Origin of the sequence: Leptospira mtsangambouensis (assembly GCF_004770475.1) — a bacterium.
GTDB classification, from domain to species: domain Bacteria; phylum Spirochaetota; class Leptospiria; order Leptospirales; family Leptospiraceae; genus Leptospira_A; species Leptospira_A mtsangambouensis.
In genome coordinates, this window is the sequence record NZ_RQHK01000017.1 from 987,124 (window position 1) to 1,007,941 (window position 20,818).

At 38.4% G+C, this 20,818-nt stretch carries 19 protein-coding genes and 1 tRNA gene; 14 read left to right on the forward strand and 6 right to left on the reverse strand.

What is annotated here, in order from left to right; translation table 11 throughout:
- Position 1: 1 nt before the first annotated feature.
- Positions 2-400 carry a response regulator gene (locus EHR01_RS17160; RefSeq protein WP_135696649.1) on the reverse strand — a complete coding sequence of 133 codons (399 nt, stop codon included), beginning with the start codon at positions 398-400 and terminating at the stop codon, positions 2-4.
- Positions 397-1,908 carry a sensor histidine kinase gene (locus EHR01_RS17165; protein ID WP_135696651.1) on the reverse strand — a complete coding sequence of 504 codons (1,512 nt, stop codon included), beginning with the start codon at positions 1,906-1,908 and terminating at the stop codon, positions 397-399. The genes EHR01_RS17160 and EHR01_RS17165 overlap by 4 nt, the downstream gene beginning before the upstream one ends.
- A gap of 32 nt (positions 1,909-1,940) precedes the next feature.
- On the opposite strand from EHR01_RS17165, the gene EHR01_RS17170 reads away from it, so the two are divergent.
- From EHR01_RS17170 to pheS, 7 genes are read left to right on the forward strand one after another with little or no spacing between them, the layout of a single operon-like run.
- On the forward strand, positions 1,941-2,870 hold the full coding sequence (locus EHR01_RS17170) for an ABC transporter ATP-binding protein (protein WP_135696653.1): 930 nt from the start codon (positions 1,941-1,943) through the stop codon (positions 2,868-2,870).
- The gene (locus EHR01_RS17175) at positions 2,867-3,598 is read left to right on the forward strand and encodes an ABC transporter permease (RefSeq protein ID WP_004786382.1); all 732 of its coding nucleotides are present in this window, start codon (positions 2,867-2,869) and stop codon (positions 3,596-3,598) included. Before EHR01_RS17170 ends, EHR01_RS17175 begins: the two co-directional genes overlap by 4 nt.
- 3 nt (positions 3,599-3,601) lie before the next feature.
- Entirely contained in the window at positions 3,602-5,473 is a 1,872-nt protein-coding gene (locus tag EHR01_RS17180; protein WP_135696655.1) for a motility-associated ABC transporter substrate-binding family protein, read from the forward strand.
- Positions 5,470-6,543, forward strand: coding sequence for a hypothetical protein (locus EHR01_RS17185; RefSeq protein WP_135696657.1), 1,074 nt, complete (start codon positions 5,470-5,472; stop codon positions 6,541-6,543). Before EHR01_RS17180 ends, EHR01_RS17185 begins: the two co-directional genes overlap by 4 nt.
- Position 6,544: 1 nt before the next feature.
- Positions 6,545-7,159: a hypothetical protein gene (locus EHR01_RS17190; RefSeq protein WP_135696659.1), complete on the forward strand. Its 615-nt coding sequence runs from the start codon at positions 6,545-6,547 to the stop codon at positions 7,157-7,159.
- Positions 7,156-8,550 carry a UDP-N-acetylmuramate--L-alanine ligase gene (locus EHR01_RS17195; protein WP_135696660.1) on the forward strand — a complete coding sequence of 465 codons (1,395 nt, stop codon included), beginning with the start codon at positions 7,156-7,158 and terminating at the stop codon, positions 8,548-8,550. Before EHR01_RS17190 ends, EHR01_RS17195 begins: the two co-directional genes overlap by 4 nt.
- Positions 8,547-9,572 carry a phenylalanine--tRNA ligase subunit alpha gene (gene pheS / locus EHR01_RS17200; protein ID WP_135696662.1) on the forward strand — a complete coding sequence of 342 codons (1,026 nt, stop codon included), beginning with the start codon at positions 8,547-8,549 and terminating at the stop codon, positions 9,570-9,572. Before EHR01_RS17195 ends, pheS begins: the two co-directional genes overlap by 4 nt.
- Positions 9,573-9,632: 60 nt before the next feature.
- Here pheS and EHR01_RS17205 read toward each other — a convergent pair whose 3' ends face one another.
- From EHR01_RS17205 to EHR01_RS17220, 4 genes are read right to left on the reverse strand one after another with little or no spacing between them, the layout of a single operon-like run.
- Positions 9,633-11,159 (reverse strand): thiolase C-terminal domain-containing protein, encoded by a 1,527-nt coding sequence (locus EHR01_RS17205; protein WP_135696664.1) that lies wholly within the window; start codon positions 11,157-11,159, stop codon positions 9,633-9,635.
- Positions 11,160-11,174: 15 nt separating this feature from the next.
- Positions 11,175-11,969 (reverse strand): hypothetical protein, encoded by a 795-nt coding sequence (locus tag EHR01_RS17210; protein ID WP_135696666.1) that lies wholly within the window; start codon positions 11,967-11,969, stop codon positions 11,175-11,177.
- On the reverse strand, positions 11,966-13,093 hold the full coding sequence (locus EHR01_RS17215; RefSeq protein ID WP_135696668.1) for an LIC_10450 family protein: 1,128 nt from the start codon (positions 13,091-13,093) through the stop codon (positions 11,966-11,968). Before EHR01_RS17215 ends, EHR01_RS17210 begins: the two co-directional genes overlap by 4 nt.
- Positions 13,090-13,374, reverse strand: coding sequence for a hypothetical protein (locus tag EHR01_RS17220; RefSeq protein WP_004787190.1), 285 nt, complete (start codon positions 13,372-13,374; stop codon positions 13,090-13,092). Before EHR01_RS17220 ends, EHR01_RS17215 begins: the two co-directional genes overlap by 4 nt.
- Positions 13,375-13,494: 120 nt before the next feature.
- Between EHR01_RS17220 and rpsT the strand changes: the two genes are divergently transcribed.
- From rpsT to EHR01_RS17255, 7 genes are all read left to right on the forward strand, one after another.
- Positions 13,495-13,770 carry a 30S ribosomal protein S20 gene (gene rpsT, locus EHR01_RS17225; protein WP_100741859.1) on the forward strand — a complete coding sequence of 92 codons (276 nt, stop codon included), beginning with the start codon at positions 13,495-13,497 and terminating at the stop codon, positions 13,768-13,770.
- A 103-nt stretch (positions 13,771-13,873) separates the two neighbouring features.
- Positions 13,874-13,946, forward strand: a tRNA-Val gene (locus EHR01_RS17230).
- Between the two features lie 105 nt (positions 13,947-14,051).
- On the forward strand, positions 14,052-15,428 hold the full coding sequence (glmM, locus tag EHR01_RS17235; RefSeq protein WP_167482958.1) for a phosphoglucosamine mutase: 1,377 nt from the start codon (positions 14,052-14,054) through the stop codon (positions 15,426-15,428).
- On the forward strand, positions 15,413-17,248 hold the full coding sequence (glmS, locus tag EHR01_RS17240; RefSeq protein ID WP_135696670.1) for a glutamine--fructose-6-phosphate transaminase (isomerizing): 1,836 nt from the start codon (positions 15,413-15,415) through the stop codon (positions 17,246-17,248). The genes glmM and glmS overlap by 16 nt, the downstream gene beginning before the upstream one ends.
- A gap of 3 nt (positions 17,249-17,251) precedes the next feature.
- A complete protein-coding gene (locus EHR01_RS17245; protein WP_135696672.1) occupies positions 17,252-18,283 on the forward strand; it encodes a GlmU family protein in 1,032 nt (343 codons plus the stop codon).
- Between the two features lie 2 nt (positions 18,284-18,285).
- Positions 18,286-19,191 carry an alpha/beta fold hydrolase gene (locus EHR01_RS17250; protein WP_135696674.1) on the forward strand — a complete coding sequence of 302 codons (906 nt, stop codon included), beginning with the start codon at positions 18,286-18,288 and terminating at the stop codon, positions 19,189-19,191.
- A 1-nt stretch (position 19,192) separates the two neighbouring features.
- Positions 19,193-20,794, forward strand: a complete 1,602-nt coding sequence (locus EHR01_RS17255) for a carboxyl transferase domain-containing protein (RefSeq protein ID WP_135696676.1) — start codon at positions 19,193-19,195, stop codon at positions 20,792-20,794.
- Positions 20,795-20,818: the final 24 nt, after the last annotated feature.

Consider the following 20,818-nt stretch of genomic DNA (forward strand, 5'->3'; position numbering starts at 1 on the left):
TTTAATGACTTCTTTTTGAATCTTCCCAAAGGGTTTGAATTTTATCAGCGATTTCCAGAGGGGCAAAGGGTTTTTCAATCACACCGATGCCACCTCGTCGCTGGTATTCTAAAATTTCATTTTTTAACACTCGCGAAGTAATAAAAGCAACAGGAATCTCTTTGGTTTCTGGAAAAATTTTTAATTCTTCTATTAGTTCCATTCCATTCATCCCAGGCATTAAAACATCTAACAAGATCAAGTCGGGTTGTAAGATGATTGCTTTTTGTAATCCCTCTGGACCAGTTTTTGCAAAACTAACTTGATAACTTGAGTTAAACTCTAAGGCAATTCGAAGAATTTCTACAATATCCTCTTCATCTTCCACAATTAATACATGATTTAGAGTTGTATCTGTCATTGGTTGTATCCGGCTGGATTAGATCCTGGTTTGATAATTGGAAATTCAATTGTAAAGACAGTTCCATTGTCATCAGAAGTAAAAAATATTTTTCCTTTCATAGCTTCCACAAATCCCTTTGTGATGGATAAACCAAGGCCAGAACCTCCCACTAATTTATCTTTGGGTGGTGCTCCTTGTGCAAATCTATGAAATAACCTAGGTGCAAAATTGGGATCTATACCCGGCCCATTGTCTTTAATTAATATTTGTGCATTTGTATCAGTAGGAACAACGGTGATATAAACTTCAGAAAATTTAGGAGTGTATTTTACCGCATTCGAAATTAGATTGGTGATACAGTGATTTAATCTGTCTTCGTCCACAAAAACAGTAGTAGAAGGAAAGTTTTGATCATAATTGAGTAAAACATGGTATTGTTCTGCAAAGGTTCTCATCCCATCCACAGAAATTTGTAGGATTTCTTCTAAACGATAAGTTCTAAATTTAAAATTAATATTTCCTGAATCCAAAGCTTCAATGTCTAGTAGGTCAGTAACAAATCGAACAAGTCTTTGTGTATTTTTCCTACAAATATTTAGGAGTGATTTTGTTTGATTGGAGAGTTCCCCAGCAACACCAGCTAGTAATAAATCAATTGATCCTTTAATCGAAGTTAGAGGAGTGCGTAATTCATGACTTACTAAGCTAATGAATTCATTTTTTAAGGCTTCTGCTTTTTTTCTTTCTGTGATATTTCGAACGATTGCGAGAACATCATCTTCACCAGTTTTCGTGAATCGTGCTTCAAAGTATTTTTCTCCGTCATAATCTTCGATCGAATATTCATAAGTTTTGGTTCCACCAATTTCTAGGACCTGTTCTAGGATGGATTCAATTTCGGAAAGTTTTCTTGTGGGAAATAGGTTTTGAATTCGAGTGAACCTGACTCTACCCTCATGAAAGGAATCCCAACCTTTGAAATCGGGAAATTCTTTGTGATCAATGACTGTTCCGTCTTTTCTAATTCCGTACAACTTGTCCGGTAAGGCACTTAGGATTGCTTTGTTTTTGTTTAGAACTTGGCTATAGTTGTCTTTGGCGTTTTTTTCTGATGTGATTTCAGTTGCAATGAGGATTGTAAAATTTTCTTGAGGAAAAACCTGTGTCGCAAACCATCCTTTGGATTCCAAAAAGAACTCATCGGAGAGGAACGTTTCCTTATTTTTGATGGCATCCATCAATTTTTTACCGAAATCTGTTTCATCCAGGTTCGGAAACAAATTCCAGATGTTTTGCCCTAACATCTGACTGGCGGATTTCTCCACCATACTTTCTGCAGAAGAGTTTACGTAGGTATAATTTAGGTCCTTGTCCAAAACAAAAACGGCATTAGCACGTGTTTCCAGGATTTTATCGAAGTATTGGGGGACAAATTTGTGCCAATTCTGTTGCAGAAGTAACTTTGCATCAAAAAAGCTGTCTTCATCCTTGAAAAAGCTTTTGATTTTTTCCAGAAATTCATTCATAGGTGCAGGTATACGAAAACTAAACCAGAGTTATGATTCAAGTCAGCAATTTATCAAAATTTTACGGCGAAAAACGAGCCATCTCAGGGCTTAATTTCAAATTAGAAAAAGGCGAAATTGTGGGTCTTTTGGGACTCAACGGCGCCGGGAAAACCACCACAATTCGAATCTTGACCGGGTATTTGATTCCCAGCGCAGGAGATGCTTCGATTGATGGGAAGTCCATCTTTGACTTTCCTTTGGAGGCAAAACAGAAAATAGGTTACCTACCGGAAACCCCTCCACTCTACGAAGACATGACGATTTTGGAATATCTTCAATTTGTGGGTCGAATCAAAAAAATCGAAGAATCCAAACTCGCCTCAGAAGTAGAAAAGGTTCTTTTAAAAACTAACATTACGGCTGTTAAAGATAAGTTGATTGGTACTTTATCTTTAGGATATAGGAAACGAGTGGGAATTGCCCAAGCAATCCTTGGAGATCCTGAAATTGTGATTATGGACGAACCGATCTCAGGACTTGATCCAAAACAAATTGTAGAGATTCGAAATTTAATTCGAAGTTTGGCCGGTGATCATACCGTTCTCATCTCCAGTCATATCTTAACCGAAATTTATAAAACTTGTGATAAGTTTTTATTTTTACACAAAGGAAGTTTGAAACAGGAACTTTCTTTATCAAGATTAGAGGAAGAAATGAATCGTCTTGCTGGTTGGGAAGTTGGTTTATCTGGAAAAGAGTCAAACGATCTACATTCGTTCGTGAAATCAGTGATTGGTGGATCAGATACTGTGACTGAACTTGGAACCAACAAAGAAGAAATTCAATTTTTAGTTCGAACCACAAATCCAAAACAATTTAAAGAATCTTTGTTTTCCAAAGCACTTTCGAGTGGAATTCAAATTGAGTCTTTAAAAAAACAAGAAGTGTCTTTAGAACAGATTTTTATGGAGAAGATATGAACTGGCAAACTGCTGTTTGGATCTATAAAAAAGAATTACGATTATTTTTTGGAACGTATATGGGGCCTTTGGTTCTGGGAGGAACTGCATTTCTCAATGCACTCTTCGTGATGATTCTAAATTTTAATGGAACTGCAAATTATGAAATTGCAACTTACATCACTTTCATTTCCTTTATGACAACAATTCTTATCGCAATGGTCATCATATCGATGGGTTCCATTGTAGAGGAAAGAAATAAGGGAACTTTGGAATTACTATTTACATCTCCAGTCACAGATTTGGAAATTGTTTTTGGTAAATTTCTTTTTGGTGTTACTGTTTGTGGGATCATTACCATTTTTATCAATGGACTCTTTCCTTTGTTGTTATACTCTTTTTGGAAAGCTCCGTTTTACATGGTAGCTTCTGGAAGTGTCGGTGTGTTTTTGTTAGGTGTATTTACCTTCACGATTGGAATGTTTGGATCAAGTCTTGGTAAAAACCAAATGATTTCCTTACTCATTTCTGTGTTAATCATTTTGACACTATGGGTTGTGGGATATTTTTCACACCTATTCCAGGCAACAACGAGAAAGGTTCTCTTTCATTTACATATCTTTTCTCACTTTGCCGCTTTTGCCAAGGGTGTTGTCCCTTTGACTGGGATTGTTTTTTTCTTAAGTGGAACGTTTTTGTTCTTATACCTTACCGTAAAGGTCTTGGAATCCAGGAGATGGAGGGGATAGACCATGTTTTTAACCGCAGATAGAATTTTACCATTTGTAAGTTTACTTTCTCTTTTCGCCTATTTCTTGTTTGATGGGATGGTTGTAGATCCAAAAAGAAGAATCATATTTTTTGGAGTGATTTTTTTATTTTTGGCTTCTGATACCATCGTTCGGGCCTTTTCAAAAGGATTAAGAAAAGAAGACCAAAATCGTTATATTGCTGCCGGATTTGGTATTGGAGCTTTTTTATTATCAGTTTTGCGTGATTTTTTGGATTTAAAACCAGTTGCTGGATTTAATGAAGAAGTCAGTGCCATTCCGAAAGTAAGAGAGTTTCTCCTACTTTGCGTAGTATTATTATCAATTGTATTTCTTCTTCAAATCATACTTCTTGAGATAGGGAAGTCATCATTAGAAGCACAAAGTAATTTAGCAAAATCCAAAAGTTCACTTTTACAAAATGCTGTATTAGGTTTTTTATTCGTTCTTCCCATTGTAGTTGCTGTTAACTATTTTGCGATCAAACGAAACTATAACTTTGATTTGAGTAGCCAGGGAAAATTTTCCCTTTCTCAAATTTCCAGAAATCTAATCAAACCAATCACTAAAGATGTTACGATCACAGCTTTTTATCCTCGTCCCTTGGAAGCAGATGGACCGGCAAATGGAGATAAGTTGGCGGCTTTTGCTCTCACTCGAGTTCGTCCCGATATCGAAATCCTTTTGGATCAAATCAAAGCAGAAAACTCACATATCACTGTCCAATTTATCAATGCAGATGTGGAAGTGGATTTACTAAAAGAGTTTGGCCAGGTTTCGAATGGTACCATTTTTGTCCGTTCTCAGAAACAATCTTTACTCACTTCTGGAACTCCATTTGCAGAAGAAAGGGTGATCGCCAAAGAAACAAAAGATTTAGAAGATCTAGAACGTAAGTTAGTTGGTGCACTTCTCAATGTTACAACCGAACAAAAAAAAGTTTATTTTACCGTTTCCAATGGGGAAAGATACGGAATGTCTTTTAAAGCCCTACCGAATGAGCAAGTAAACCGATTTGTTTCTTCTTTACAGTTTCTCAACTTTAAAGTGGCAGAACTTGGATTTGCACAAGGTTGGCCTTCTAAATTACCAGAAGATGCAGAAATGTTGGTTGTACTTGGGCCAACAGTTCCTTTTTCCAAAGAAGCCAAAGAAGAACTTACTAAGTTTGTTCTTGAAAAAAATGGAAAACTTCTCATTACCATGGAACCGAAAGGGAATGAAGACTTCAGTTGGTTACTATCAAACGCTGGTCTCAAATTTAAATCATCAGAGCTCATTGAAAGAGAAGAAAAACCTGGATTTGTTGTCGCAAAACGTTTTCCGGACAATAGACTCACCGATTTACTCCAGAAAAAAGACATGGGAATTTTATTCCCTTACAGTGGTTATTTGGAAACGGATGCAACCGTTCCATCTCCTCATTCGTTTAAGTCGGAAACTTTATTGGAATCAGGTTTTGAAGCATTTTCTGATGAAAATAAGAATGGAAAATTAGATCCAAACGAAAAAAAAGAAAGTAAAATTCTCTCCATCGTTTTAACTCCTATGTCTTTAGCCAATGACAAAGTTGGAAAGATTATTTTGCACACAGGTACTTCTTGGATAACTGATCAGTTCATTCCTTATGCAATGAACTCTCAGTTTTCTACAGTGTCCATCACTGGTTTGTTCCAAGATACGGCTGTTGCAGAAATTCCACTCAAAAAAGAAGAATTAGATACCATTTCCCTTTCCGACAATCAAAAGTTAGTTGCTTGGGTGATTGGAGTATTTTTATTTCCAGGATTCATTTTGGCAGTGGGATCTTACTTTGTATATTCCAGACGAAAAAGTTCTATGATTGAAGTATGAAACAGAAAATTAGTTTAGTAGTCATTGCTTTTGTTGGATTGTTTTTACTTTTCTACTGGATGGAAGACCATCCAGAAAATATTTCCGAAACTAATTTTTGGAAAGAAGATTGGAAATCCATTCGTTACACCCCACCCAAAGAAGATTGGTGTGGAGTTCTCGAGCCAAGATTTTCCGAGGAAAGTATGGTGTTTCGCAAAATCCCACGCGGATGGAACATAACACCTCTTTACACTGTTAGTTTGACAAAAGATGGAAAAGAATCATCTTACGAAGCAAACTACAATGTTAAAAATAGTTTTTCGGAACTAAGTGTTCTTAAAACGAAATTGATTGAAAAGGCCACACCAGAGATCCAAAAGTCATATTGTTTAGGGATGAGTTCTCCATCCGTATCTTTATCAGAAGAAAACGGAACGGATATTGAATTTTCAAAAGACAAACAATTGTTTTTTGGCAAAAAGATTGGAGCCGATGAAGGTCGTGTTTCTGTTTTGGTGAATGATGAAGTCATTGCTCCTTACAATTATTTGATTGAAAAGTTTCGTGCACCTTCTATCAGTTTTCGTGAAAAAATGTATATCACATTTAACGAAGGTTATCTGAAGGAACTTTCTTTTTCTGGTCAGGTTGTGAATGTAAAAGCGGAAAACCGTGCCAAAAAAAACCAATACAATGTGTATGTAAATGATTGGAGCCGAACGACAGGGGAACGAATTGTTTTGCCTCCTGATGTGGGAAACCAATGGGAATCGGTGGTCAAAGGACTAAAGGTAGAATTCTATAGAGACGAGATGGGTGCCCCAGAGTTTCCAGAACTTCCCTCGACTCAAGTGGCAGAAGCGGTTTTGGACGTAACCCAATCAGAAGGAATCAAATATCGTCTTTCCTTTTTCCCTTTGTGGGAGTCTGAATCAGGAAAATGGAGGCCGGTGCGTCGGGAGCTCCTTCCTTATTTTTCGGAATCCATCACTTGGATGAAAGAAGAATCCTTCCAAAATTTGGTGAATGCCGTCATGAAAGTGAAAAGTGCTTCCCGATACGAGCGTCCCAACCAGAAAATCCAATAAGGTGCAAAAAGTTTCTACAGTCGCATCTCGGATGGAAATGATCCGAGATTTATTCTATTCCCCAATGTCCGCTTTCGAATCCTATTATCATAAAACGGATTTGGGTGGTCGTGATTTGTGGTTGGCCCATCTCCAACTCATCCTTCTTGCACCAATTGCAAAGTTTTTTGGAAATTTAATCCAAATCCTTTTATTCAAAGTATCCACAGTCGATGAAGAAACAAAGTTAACCTACACACAAGGGATGTTGACCTTATTCTTTTTTTATTTAGGGTTCTATATTGTGATTCGGTTGGTTGATAGTTTCCGAATGTACCACCAAATGCGAGATCGAACCAAAGATTGGGAAGGACCAGAACCTCATGTGTTTATGATCTCCTATCTTCCTTTTAGTGCCACAGCCATCTTTTGGATTTTCCCTGCACCGATCCCCTTACTTGCATTAGGTGTTGGGTTTTTGTATTCTTTACATCTAGCGTATTTTTATTTATCACATCGAAGAGAATGGACTTCTTTTGATTTTCTATTTTTTCTGATGAAAGTGGTTTTGTTTTTTTTGGTTCTTATTTCAGTTCCTCTATTCATTTATAACCTGGTTAGGACGGTAATCTTTTGAAAATCTTTATGGTAGGCATTGGTGGAATTGCTATGGGTAATTTGGCCTATATGCTAAAAAATCAAGGTCATGATGTATCCGGTTCCGACCAAAATCTTTACCCACCTATGTCCGATAAGTTGGTAGAATGGGGTTTGTCACCTAAATCTGGTTATCGTAAAGAAAATGTAAAGGGTGCTGATTTAGTGATCATTGGGAACGCTATCTCACGTGGGAATCCAGAAGTAGAAGAAGTTCTCAATACAGGAATGGAATACATGAGTATGGCCCAGGCCATCGGGACTTTTTTTCTCAAAAATAAAAAACCCATCGTGATCTCTGGAACTCATGGAAAAACAACGACAACCTTTTTAACCCATTGGATTTTAGAGTCCATAGGTCTAAAACCCGGTCTTTTTGTGGGTGGGATTCGTAAGGATGGATTTCCTGGATTTGCACTGGGAGAAGGGGATTATTTTGTTATTGAAGGAGATGAATATGATTCTGCTTTCTTTGATAAAAGTTCAAAATTTTTACATTACAGACCTTACTATTTAGCAATGAATGCCCTCGACTTTGATCATGCGGATATTTTTGCCGATCTAAATGCAATCAAAACCATGTTCAAACGCCTGTTAAATTTGGTCCCTGGACGCGGTAAGGTATTCTATTGGAAAGGTTCAAAAAATCTAGTAGAGATCACAAAAGATTACAAACATGCACCTGTAGAATCATTTGAATTAGGTGATAAAAATTCCATTTTTAAATACGAAAAAGGTGTTTTGTCTGAGATTAGAACCAAAAATAAATTAAAACCCAATTTGATTGGTTCACATAACTACCGCAATGTGGAAGTGGCGGTTCGTATTTGTTTAGAAATTGCTCCACAAAAAAGAAAAGAGATTTTAGAAGCAGTGGAATCATTCCCTGGTGTCAAACGAAGACAAGAAAATCTTTTTGTTTCTGACAAAAGCCTCCTTGTGGAAGATTTTGCCCATCATCCAGTTGCCATCCAAGAAACCATAAAGGCTCACAAAGAAGCGTATCCAGGATACAAAATCATTTCTCTTTTCGAACCAAGAAGTGCGACTTCGCATCGAAATGTTTTCCAAGATGATTTTGCTAAATGTTTTAAAGGTAGTGATGTCAGCATCGTGACTGAAGTTTATCAGGTAGATAAGGTAAACAAACCTTTGCGTTTGAATGTTAAAAAATTGGTAAAAGACATCTCAAAGAATACAAAGAAAGAAGCTTTGTATGCGAAAGACCCAAAAGAAATTCCAGCCCTCTTAAAAAAGATTCTTCCAAAGTTCCAAAAGGAAAAAGTAATTATCCTTGCGATGTCGAACGGTGCCTTTGGTGGAATTTATCCTGAATTAAAATCATTAATCGAATTACGAGAATCTGTATGAGCCTATCCCAAGAAATCGAAGCCTTAGTCAAAGAAGCGGAATCTGTTTTATCTTCTGCCACATCCGAACAAGATTTGGATTCTTTAAAAAACCAATTCATTGGTAAAAAAGGAAAACTCACTTCTGTTTTAAAAGGTCTTGCTTCTTTATCTGTTGAAGAGAAAAAAACGGTTGGGAAACAAGCAAACGAAGCGCAAAGCCAACTCGAAAGTTTTGTTGAAACCAAAAGAACTTCTTTAAAAGAAAGTTTTTATGAAAACAAGTTAGGCCAAGAATTCTTTGATAGTTTACGCCCGCTTGCTTCTAAAGAAAGAGGAAGTCTCCATCCCATTTCTCAAATCCAATACGAAATCGAAGATATTTTTACATCCATGGGTTTTTCTGTGATGGATGGGCCAGAAGTAGAAACTGATGAAAACAATTTTGGTGCCCTGAATTTTACCGAAGACCATCCGGCACGTGATATGCAAGATACGTTTTATACGGCCGATGGTAACTTACTCAGAACTCATACTTCAGCCATCCAAGTGCGTGCCCTACGCAAACTAAAACCACCCTTTCGGATCATTGCCCCTGGTCGAGTGTTTCGATACGAAGAAGTAGATGCCTCTCACGAAAATACTTTTTACCAAGTAGAAGGAATGGTTGTGGGTGAAAACATTTCTGTGGCCCATTTGATTTATACAATGGAAACACTTCTTTCTCGTGTGTTCCGAAAAGAAATCAAAACAAGACTTCGTCCTGGATACTTTCCATTTGTGGAGCCAGGATTTGAACTTGATATCAACTGTTTGGTCTGCGGTGGAGAAGGTTGTAGTGTTTGTAAACATTCAGGTTGGTTGGAATTACTTCCTTGTGGTCTTGTACATCCGAATGTATTGGAAGCAGCAGGACTTGATTCTAAAAAATGGACTGGGTTTGCCTTTGGCCTAGGCCTTGACCGACTTGTCATGATGCGTTATGGAATCCATGACATCCGCTATTTCCAATCAGGAAATTTAAGGTTTCTTAAACAGTTTTAGTATTGTTAGGCGATTAAGAAACCAAAGGCCAAAGACTTACCATCTCTGGCCTTTTTTGTATCAACCCAATAAAACCGCTTGGATTTTTCCTCCAATCTCTTGGAATTCTACTTTTGATTTTCCCAGTTCCAATCCTTCTTTCGATAGAATTTCTGTTCCATCCTTTCCATAAAGATTGGTGAGGACCATCTCCCCATTTTCTTTTGTAGAACAGACAATGAGATAGGGTGGTTTTTTTTCACCACCTGGATTGAAATAGATAGTGCTAACGGTGAGGATGGTAGCCTTTTCTCCCAGTTTGGGACTTGGGACATTGACTTCCAAAGGTTTTAACGTGAATGGTTCTCTCGAAGGTTTCGGTTTTTCTTTAGAAAATAAAACCACAGAATTGATGCTATCTATCCCACCATTTCCACCCAGTAAACTAACATTAGGTGGTGTTCCCAGCTTTTCTGGGATGGGATCTACCGCAAGACCGTATTGGCTCGCAATATCAATGAGACCTGTGGCTCCGGAAAGTGCCATCGCTGCTTGGTAGTTTAAAATTCCTCCACCTAAGTTGATCGGGATTTCTTTGGTTCCATTGGAAATTTTTCCTCTTCTCAGAGCGGTGGCAGTTTCTTTTGGTGAAACTCCAAAATACAAACCTGCTTCATGGATGATCATTCCAGTAAAACAATCGTAAATCCATGCATATTCAATCTCAGATCGATTGAATCCAGAAGAAGCCACGGCTCTTTCACAAGCAAGGGCAGCAGGACTTTTTAAATCCTTTTTTTGGATGAAGTATTCTGCATGGGCACTATGGCCTGAACCCGCTAAGTAAATATGTTCGGAATCTTTTTTGATGATTTTATTTTCAATTAACTTCTGTTTCATGAATTCAGAAGTGATGAGCGTGGCAACTCCATGATCGGTGACAATGGCAATCATAGGTGTGCTATAAACTCCCGAAAGTGGTTTCTTTAATTGTTTTTCCGTGAGTGGTTTTTGGAATTGGAAAGCGCGGGGATTGGTTTCCGCCAAAGTTCGAAAGTGTTTAGTGATTTCTTCCAAATCTTCACTGGTGACACCTGTATCAAACATCATTCGTTCACATAACAAAGAATAAAGACCAATGAGAGTTGCCCCATAAGGCATTTCCCAATCTTTATGGCAAACAGTCGCTGTGAGTCGTTTTAAATCCGATACTTGTTTGAATACCGATTTAGGAACATCGGCAGCAGCGACAAGGACAACAGCATAAGGATTGGCTTTGACGATTGTGTGGGCCTCGGCAATGGCTCCACCGACACTGGCTCCACCCAAATCCACAGTATGACAAGCAAGCCCACCAAATCCCATATCATTGGAATCTTTTACAGTAAATCCATATCCTTCGCGGCCAAGGGACTGGGCTTCGATGGAAACAAAATCAGTTAGATAAGGGGCAATTTTGGAACGGTCTGTTCCTAAAAAACCAAATAGTTTATCAACAGAACGAAACAGTAAGGAATGGTATTTTTCTAAAGGAGAGAGAGTTTTATAAACTTCCGAATCAAATTCAGATTCGATGGTGTCAGCGACACCGAGTAGAATTGGGTCCATGATGGCACATTAGAATTATCCTTCCATATTCATCAACGCATTCATTCGAAAATCTTGTATGATTTGTTTGCAGCGTTCAGTAATTCGGGTGAGGCTTTCTCCAAATTTTTTGCCACCAAAAGAACTATGGGCATTTGGAAAATCCTTTTCATTTACTTGTACAATCATATCAGGATTGATTCGGTTTTTACTTACCAAATCTTGCACTGCCACTGTGATATTTTTAAGGGCAATACATCCATCTTTCAAAAGATTTTGAGAAGCTTTTTCAATGACGATATTGTTTCCGTTGGCATCGAGTAAGGTTTTAATGAACTCTTGCATTTTCATGGAAGGTAAACCACGTCTTGTCATTCCAATTCGTTCCACTTGCAAAACTGCATCTTGTAAAAAAGAATATTCGGGAGTTCCTTTGAAGATATAAATCAGAACAGGAAGTTCTGTTTCTGTAAAATCCAACATGGCACCGTAAAAATATCTTGTTTCCACTTTGGCGAGAGGATGGAAGTCCACCTTCTTATAGTTGGCTAACTTCTCTATGGACTCATCCATAATCCGATTTAAGGTTTGGGCTTTGGCTGCTTCTTTTTTGGCAGCAAGCTCTTGGAATTTGGATTTTAGTTGCTCTAGAAAAGTAACTTCTTCCGTTAAAAATTTTGTGATGTTACCACGGAGTTTGAGTATTTGTAAATATCTTTGTTCGAACCCTGATTGGTCGAAGGCTTTGGGATTTAGTTTACCGTGTTCTTTGTATTCTGATCTGATTTTTTCTAATATTGCTTTTGTTTCTGCTTCCGACAGTTCTTTCATTTCGATTGTTTCCAGTGCTCTATATCAAGTATGGTTTTATCCAAATCTTGCGCAAAATAAAGGGATGCATTTTTGGCATCAACATACATCAACTGGTTTGCATATTGTAATTGTTTTACCTGAATTTCATTTTTCAGATTTAAAATATTCAATAATTGCAAACTAAGTTTTTTGAAGTCTTTTACTATTATATCGGAAAGTCTTTGCATTTCAAACAGATGAAGTCTGTTTAATTTTTCCTTATCCGATTCAATAAATTTCATTTCTTCTCTTTTTTCTGCCGGGGCCTTTGAGATATAATACGTAATAGGACGAGGATATGATGTCATTTCTTTGTGAAGATCGATCATTTTATCAATGGCTTCAAAAACTTGTGCTTCCATTTCACGAGCAAAGTTTCCAACTATATTTTTATTTTCGGAAGGGTCTCCCGTTAACTCAAAAATCCTAGAGGATTGTAAATTACGAATGATGGCTGTAACTCTTTCTCGGTAGGTAGATAATAATTTAATAAAGTCTTCTATACTTTGGTAGGCAGTTTTTTCTTCAGAATCTGCCCCCACTTGTAAGTTTGGTTCTGCGTTTTCGACAGTTTCGTGTTCCTTAGGACTTGGTGGCTCAGGTGTATTGAGAAGTCCCTCATGGGTGAGTGGTTCTTTGGTGAGAGGAGGGGGTTCTTCCCCTTCAAAAATATCCAAATCCACGTCCTCACTCATGAGATTTTCTTCTCCAATAGGACTTTGTTTTTCCTTAGGAATTTCTACAGGTTTGTCAGCGGGTTTTTGCCCAAGCGCACCAACTAACTTTCCTAATATGGGATTGGATTTTAAATCTTCTGAGACCTGGGTTATCTGTTGAGAGATTTGTGGAGCTGTGGGATTTTGTGTTGTTTTGGGATCTTCCATAGCAGAATGAACCTGCGACTTAGGAACTACTTCAAAATGATTGCCTATGAGTTTTAAAATTTCAATTCTACGAGTTTCTTTGTTAAAACGTAGCGCATAACGATTGTTATCTTTGTCGATATATCTCTGTTGGATTTGAGAAATGGATAATTTAAGTGGATCAATTTCTGAAATGGAATCAATTTTTATATAATGGTATTTTGATTTTTCAGGAGTCACAGTCGTAAAATTTCCAACAAAGCTTCTGTGAAAGCATATGAGAGTAATACGTTCGGGTCAACTTCCTTCTCCCGAGAAATTAAACTTAATGTAAAAAAATCGTATCTGCTGAGTTCCATTCGTTCATAGTGCCCTGTTTCTCGTTTTTCAAAAATTCCCGGTTCCATTCCCTCTACTTTTAGGGATAAAATAGCCATTTTTATGACAAGGGCCAGGTCCAAATGCCTTTGTTTTAAAATCTCATAGAGTTCGGAATCGATCCAAATTAGGATTGGGAACATGGTTTTCTCCTACGAGAGGGGGTCGAAAGCTAGCTCTTTGGTTCCATTTTTTTCTCTTTCGCCTTGACCGGCAGGGTGGTACTCAAAAGATAAGTAAAAATTCCTCGTAGGGGACATTCCTTGGCTAATTTAAAATCATCTAAGAAAGACATTCGTAGAACCGCTCGTAGAAAAGAGCGAAATGGTGAAGATCGCACTGAATTGCGAACTTATGCTCGCCTCCTTCTCAAAGCAATCAAAGCTGGAGACAAAACAGAAGCACTCACTGTATTCTCTAAACTTGCTTCCAAGTTAGACAGAGCAGCAAAAACAAAACTCATCCATAAGAAAAATGCAGATCGTAAAAAATCTCGTATGGCTCTTCGTATCAACTCCATCGAAACAAAAGCCGCCTAACATTTGCTTTTAGCTAGAAGGAATGAGGCCACCAATGGTGGCCTTTTTTATTTCTAAATCTTATTTACAAATATCTCCACTCCGGTTCACTGGTCATAACAACGGGCGATTAGCTCAGCTGGGAGAGCAGCTGCCTTACAAGCAGCGGGTCGGCAGTTCAATCCTGTCATCGCCCAAACCGTTTTTCTTTTTATCTTCACCTTTATTCCACTCCTCTGACACATTCCAAAAAGCAAAAAGATAGACTTGCAGTGGGAATCCCCCAGCTTTGATAGTATTGTATGCGATTTACGAAAGAGTATGATCTGTCCTCCCTAATGATTTCTATCTCCGGTGTCCGGGGGAAAATTGGACAAGGATTTGGTTTAGAAGAAGCATTGGCATTTTCTAAATCCTTTGCTTCACTCATGAATGGTGGGACGGCAGTGATTGGGCGGGACTCAAGACCAAGTGGCCCTTACTTAGAATCACTTCTCACCTCTGCATTGTTAGCTTCTGGAAATTCTGTTTTAACTCTTGGGCTTGTTCCCACTCCCACTACGAAAGCGGTTGTCAATCTTTCGAAAGCCAATGGTGGAATCATGATTTCTGCCTCACACAATCCTATGGATTGGAATGCATTTAAATTCATTTCTAAAAAAGGTTTTTTCTTTTCGGCAGAGGAAAACTCGAAACTTCTTTCTATCATTCAAAATGGATCCTATACAAAAGAACAAATTTCCCCAAAAGGTTATATTGATTCTGGTGAAGATTATATTGATCTTCATTTGTCTTCTGTTTTGAAACGTGTGAATGTCGCCAAAATCAAAAAGAAAAAATTCACAGTATTTGTGGATGCAGTTGGTGGTGCCGGTTCTTATGTAGTTCCAAAATTTTTACAAATGTTAGGTTGTAAAGTTGTGGCTCATAATTGTAATCCTGATGGAACGTTTCCAAGACCACCTGAACCTACGGCCGCCGCATTAAAGTCAGTAGAACCATATTTTAAAAAATCCAAAGCCGACATTGGTTTTGCTTTGGATCCTGATGCGGATCGACTTGTTTTGTTTTCTCCTAAACGAGGAGCTGTTTCAGAAGAATACACTTTGCCTTTGGCACTTATGAATGTTTTATCCACAGCTAAGAAAAAAGCCAAAGTCGTTGTCAACTTATCTACTTCCTTTTTAAACGAAGAAGTGGGATCAAGATTTGGGGCTGAAGTCATTCGTAGCAAAGTCGGTGAAGCAAACGTAGTAGAAGAAATGATTAAAACCAAAGCTGTGTTTGGTGGCGAGGGAAATGGTGGAGTGATTGATCCAACCATACCTTCTTTCGGTCGGGACACTTTGTCCGGGATTGCCCATATCTTAAACCTAATGGCTGAAACGGGAAAATCCGCGGATGCCCTTTTAGATGAACTACCTTCCCTTTATATGGACAAACAATCCTTTCCTTTGGCAAAAGGAATGTCTCTAGAAACTCTTTATCAAAAATTCCAGTCTGAGTTTTCTCCAAAAGTTATTTCAGAGAAAGATGGACTATGGATGTATGTTTCGGATTCTTGGATCCACATTCGTCCTTCCAATACAGAACCAATTTTTCGTGTCATTACAGAAACTAAATCCAAATCCGATTTGGATGCTACCTTAAAGAGGGTAAATCAATGTGTGGAATCGTAGGTTATTTAGGAAAAAGAGAGGCACTTCCTCTCATCATCAAAGGTCTAAAACGTTTGGAATATCGTGGATACGATAGTGCCGGCGTTGCATTGTTAAATGGTGGTCTTGAGATTGTTAAAAAGAAAGGAAAAGTCCTCGATTTAGAAAATGAAATCGGCAATCGTAAGTTAGTTGCAACCCTTGGGATTGGACACACTCGTTGGGCCACTCATGGGGAACCCAATGATCGCAATGCACATCCACATACAAGTTCTGATGGAAAATTGGCAATCATTCACAATGGAATCATTGAAAACTACGCATCCATCAAAAAAGAATTAGAAGGGAATGGACATATTTTTAAGTCAGACACTGATTCTGAAGTTCTCATCCATTTAATCGAGGAAATCAAAAAACAAAACAACTGTTCTATTGAAGAGGCTGTTCGTTTGGCTTTGAATGAAGTTGTTGGAGCTTATGCCATTGTCATTTTGTCGAAAGAAAATGAAAGGATGATGATTGCCGCAAGAAAAGGTTCTCCCCTTGTGATTGGGATTGGTGAAGATGAATACTTTGTTGCTTCTGATGCCACACCTATCATTGAATATACGAACAATGTGACTTATCTCAATGATCAGGAGATGGCCATCATCAAAGACGGAAGTCTAGTTGTAAAAAACTTAGAAAACGTAACCAAAACTCCATTCATTCAAAAATTAGAATTGGATTTGGAAGACATAGAGAAGGGTGGATACCCACACTTTATGTTAAAAGAAATTTTCGAACAACCTAAGTCTGTTCGTGATGCCATGCGAGGACGTCTTGTCTCTCGGGAACACCACTTGTTCCTAAGTGGGATTGACCAGTATTTGAATCGATTTTTAAATGCGGATCGTTTGATCCTTGTTGGTTGTGGTACTTCCTGGCATGCGGGTCTTATCGGTGAGTATTTATTTGAAGACCTGGCTCGAATTCCTACAGAAGTAGAATACGCATCCGAGTTTCGTTATCGTAATCCCATCGTGACAGAAAGAGATGTGGTCATTGCTGTTTCTCAATCGGGAGAAACTGCTGATACTCTTGCTGCCATTGAACTTGCTAAGTCCAAAGGAGCATTGATCTTTGGAGTTTGTAATGTGGTAGGTTCTTCCATTGCTCGTGCCTCTCATGCCGGAGCCTATTTACATGCAGGCCCTGAAATTGGAGTGGCTTCCACTAAAGCATTCACATCCCAAGTATCAATCCTTACCATGATGGCTTTGTATTTAGGGTTAAAAAAAGGTTCCATCTCTTTATCTGATTACCAAACCCTGCTCCTTGAATTGGATTCGATCCCTGATAAGGTAGCAAAAATTCTAACAAAAGATGATGACATCCGCAACATTTCAGAACATTATTACCGTGCGTCTAACTTCCTTTATTTGGGACGTGGGTTTAATTTCCCTGTAGCATTGGAAGGTGCACTGAAACTTAAAGAAATTTCTTATATCCATGCAGAAGGATATCCTGCTGCAGAAATGAAACACGGACCAATTGCTCTTATTGATGAAGACATGCCTGTTGTGTTTATTGCTACAAAAGATGGATCGTATGAAAAGGTAATTTCCAATATCCAGGAAGTCAAAGCCAGGAAAGGAAAGGTGATTGCCATCGTAACGGAAGGGGATACTGACATAAAATCTATGGCAGACTATACCTTTGAAATTCCGAGAACTGCGGATGCTCTTGTTCCTTTACTTGCCGTCATCCCGTTACAACTGTTATCCTACCACATAGCAATCCTTAGGGGATGTAATGTGGACCAACCAAGAAACTTAGCGAAATCTGTAACTGTGGAGTAAACAGTGAACCTTCTACTTGACGATTCCAAAAGAAATCCGTCTCTTGAACCTTTGTCCAGGTTTCATTCATTTTTTGAATGGAATTTGGGTGGTATCACCTTACTTGAAAAATTAGAACGGAAATACCCTGGAGCAAAGATTTATTATAAAGGGCCCAGTCCGGAATTTGAAAAACTAATCTTCAATCGGTATCCTCATGTTTTGCCTGCAAACCTAGAATCTTTTGATTCAATTTACAGTTCTGATTCCTATTTACCTTGGGAACTTTTAGGTACTGTTACTTCTATCATTGAAGATACATTGACATTGGAAAAAGATTGGAAACGGTTTCGCCAAAAATACAAAGCAAAACAATCAGGTTTTCATATTGTTGGAAAGGAGAAACACCTTTACATTCATCCTGGGGCTACCATCTACCCTGGCGTTGTTTTTGATACAACAGATGGGCCCATCCTCATTGAAGATGGAGTCAAAATTTCCTCTTTTAGTTTTTTAGAAGGACCACTCTTTGTTGGAAGAGATTCACAAATCGATAACGCTCGGATCACTGGTGGATGTCTCATCGGAAACCAATGTCGAATTGGTGGGGAAGTAGAAAATTCTATCATTTTAGATTATACCAACAAACACCATGAAGGTTTCCTTGGGCATAGTTTTGTTTCCACATGGGTAAACCTAGGTGCTTTATCTACAACCAGTGATTTAAAAAACAATTATGGAATTGTGAAACTAAAAATCGGTGATTCGCTAATCAACACAGGAACCATAAAGTTTGGTTCTCTCATTGGTCCCTTTACGAAATTGGCGATTGGTGTGATGTCAAATACGGGAACTGTTTTTGACATTGCTAGTAATATCGTTGAATCCAGAATCCAAGGGTATGTGCCTGCATTCACTTGGATAAGGCCAGGCGGGCGTTACCGTCTCGAAGAGTATCTTTTTGATACCAAAAAAATCATGGCACGACGTGGGATGAATCTTTTTGAATTCGAAGAAGAGTATTTGAGAAAATTATACGGAAGTCTTACGGAGTGAACATGACACCCAGTTTGTTAGAACATATCAATTCTGGAAAAACAGTAGAAATTGATGACTTACGTTTTTTCTATTTAGATGAAGGGAAAGGTGAGGAAATCATTCTCCTCCTTCCTGGTTTTTTGACAACATCGTATAACTATCGCAAGTTGGTGAGTTTGTTGTCGAATCATTATCGAGTGATTGCGCTTGATTTTTTGGGAACTGGCTTTAGCACAAGACCGGATGGACCACTTTCTCATCGGCTCCAAGCTCATTATTTAGCACCTTTTTTGGAGAAAGTGGTTGGTGACAAAAAGGTTCATGTTGTGGCTTTCGATTATGCACTTCCAATTCTTTGTTTTACTTTTAAGGAACATGCAAACCAGTATAAATCTTTATCTATTTTAGGTGGGTTTATGAACTTACCTAAATTTCGTTTTTATTTTCCTCTTCATTTCCTCCGTTTGCCGTTAGTTGGAGAAGTTTTTTCATTTTTATTTCGCCCACCCTTTCTTCGTTTGTTTTATAAACTATTCCTCGTGAAAAAAACACACCAACTTGCCTTTGAATGGGAGAAGACAATGTATCATTTGTTATTCGAAGGGAAAGCTCGCAAAAACACTTTAGAATTTGTTCGTAATGTAGATCGATCTACTCATGCTTTGCGTGAGATAGAAGAAGGTGCTAAAAATTTCGTGGGTCTTCGCCAAATTTATATTGGTGAGGAAGACTTCCGTATTTCTCCCAACCAAACCGAATACATGAAAGAAACGCTTAGGACAAGTAGCTTAGTTTTTTTACCAGCCAAACACCTTCCTATGGAAGAATGTCCAGAAGCCATATTTGAAAAACTTCACTACTTTGTAGATTCCTTCTCGCATAAAAAAACCAAAACCTTCCATTTCAACAAACAAAACAAGGAATAATATGGAAAGAATCATATCTAAGACGAACCCGAACACATCCGAATTTGTGGCCAATCGAACGGCATACTTAGAAACCTTAGTCCCCATTCGAAAAGTTATCGAAAATGTAAAGTTAGGTGGCGGTAGTAAGGCTTTAGAAAAACACAAATCAAGAGGCAAACTGACTGCAAGAGAAAGAATTGCCGAACTCATTGATGTTGGAACCGAGTTTATGGAAGTTTGTGGTCTTGCTGGAGAAGGGGTATATCCCGATCCCGTTCCTTCCGCAGGTATCATCACAGGGATCGGGAAAGTGGAAGGTGTGGATTGTATGATTGTTGCCAATGATGCAACGGTCAAAGGTGGAACTTATTATCCTCTTACAGTCAAAAAACATGTTCGTGCTCAAGAGATTGCCGAAAACAATTCTCTTCCTTGTATTTACTTGGTGGATTCTGGTGGGGCTTTTTTACCCATGCAAGATGAAGTATTTCCGGACAAAGACCATTTTGGTCGTATTTTTTTCAACCAAGCAAGGATGAGTGCCAAAGGAATTTCTCAGATAGCGGTCGTTATGGGGTCTTGCACGGCAGGGGGTGCCTATATTCCTGCGATGTCCGATGAATCTGTGATTGTCAAAGGAAATGGAACCATCTTTCTTGGTGGTCCTCCGCTTGTCAAAGCTGCAACTGGTGAAGTGGTCACTGGTGAAGAGTTAGGTGGTGCAGACGTACATTGCCGTGTGTCAGGAGTGACAGACCACTATGCAGAGGATGATTTCCATGCTTTAGAAATCACTCGTTCTATTGTAAAAAACCTAAATATAAAATCAGAGACTCTTCCTAAAGAAACAGAAGAACCTTTGTATCCAACAGAGGAAATTTATGGAATCATCGAAAGGGATTCTAAAAAATCATACGATCCAAGAGAAATCATTGCAAGGATTGTAGATGGTTCTAGATTTCATGAATTCAAAAAACTATATGCCACAACCCTCGTCACAGGGTTTGCTGAGGTATACGGATACCCAGTAGGTATCATTGCCAACCATGGAGTTTTGTTTTCTGAGTCAGCGCTCAAAGCCTCTCATTTTATTGAACTTTGTGACCAAAGACGGATTCCACTTTTATTCCTACAAAACATCACAGGATTTATGGTGGGGAAAAAATACGAAAACAATGGAATTGCTCGTGATGGTGCGAAGATGGTCAATGCCGTTTCTACAACTACAGTCCCCAAGCTAACGATTGTTACTGGTGGATCTTATGGTGCAGGAAACTATGGAATGTGCGGTCGTGCCTTTGCTCCGGAATTTTTATGGATGTGGCCCAATGCACGAATTTCAGTCATGGGAGGAGAACAAGCCGCCAATGTTCTTTGGACAGTCAAAAAAGACCAAAAGGAAGCAGCGGGTGAATCCATTCAGGCAGACGAAGAATCCACTTTTAAAAAACCAATTTTAGAAGATTATGAAAAGAAGTCTTCGGCAGTGTATAGTTCGGCTCGGCTTTGGGATGATGGAATCATTGATCCTGCCGATACTAGGAAAGTTTTGGGAAGGGCATTGTCTATTCTCAGCCGAAGGAAAGAAGAAAGAAAACCATTTGGTGTCTTTCGAATGTAATTTTTGACTTTTCATTCTCATTCG

Excerpts from the sequence above, each read along its gene's own strand:
- EHR01_RS17255 (WP_135696676.1), top strand. The coding sequence starts at position 19,193 with ATGGAAAGAATCATATCTAAGACGAACCCGAACACATCCGAATTTGTG.
- EHR01_RS17170 (WP_135696653.1), top strand. The coding sequence starts at position 1,941 with ATGATTCAAGTCAGCAATTTATCAAAATTTTACGGCGAAAAACGAGCC.
- glmS (WP_135696670.1), top strand. The coding sequence starts at position 15,413 with ATGTGTGGAATCGTAGGTTATTTAGGAAAAAGAGAGGCACTTCCTCTC.
- EHR01_RS17165 (WP_135696651.1), bottom strand. The coding sequence starts at position 1,908 with ATGAATGAATTTCTGGAAAAAATCAAAAGCTTTTTCAAGGATGAAGAC.
- EHR01_RS17220 (WP_004787190.1), bottom strand. The coding sequence starts at position 13,374 with ATGTTCCCAATCCTAATTTGGATCGATTCCGAACTCTATGAGATTTTA.
- EHR01_RS17250 (WP_135696674.1), top strand. The coding sequence starts at position 18,286 with ATGACACCCAGTTTGTTAGAACATATCAATTCTGGAAAAACAGTAGAA.
- EHR01_RS17210 (WP_135696666.1), bottom strand. The coding sequence starts at position 11,969 with ATGAAAGAACTGTCGGAAGCAGAAACAAAAGCAATATTAGAAAAAATC.
- EHR01_RS17205 (WP_135696664.1), bottom strand. The coding sequence starts at position 11,159 with ATGGACCCAATTCTACTCGGTGTCGCTGACACCATCGAATCTGAATTT.
- EHR01_RS17180 (WP_135696655.1), top strand. The coding sequence starts at position 3,602 with ATGTTTTTAACCGCAGATAGAATTTTACCATTTGTAAGTTTACTTTCT.
- EHR01_RS17175 (WP_004786382.1), top strand. The coding sequence starts at position 2,867 with ATGAACTGGCAAACTGCTGTTTGGATCTATAAAAAAGAATTACGATTA.
- EHR01_RS17185 (WP_135696657.1), top strand. The coding sequence starts at position 5,470 with ATGAAACAGAAAATTAGTTTAGTAGTCATTGCTTTTGTTGGATTGTTT.
- pheS (WP_135696662.1), top strand. The coding sequence starts at position 8,547 with ATGAGCCTATCCCAAGAAATCGAAGCCTTAGTCAAAGAAGCGGAATCT.
- EHR01_RS17160 (WP_135696649.1), bottom strand. The coding sequence starts at position 400 with ATGACAGATACAACTCTAAATCATGTATTAATTGTGGAAGATGAAGAG.
- glmM (WP_167482958.1), top strand. The coding sequence starts at position 14,052 with ATGCGATTTACGAAAGAGTATGATCTGTCCTCCCTAATGATTTCTATC.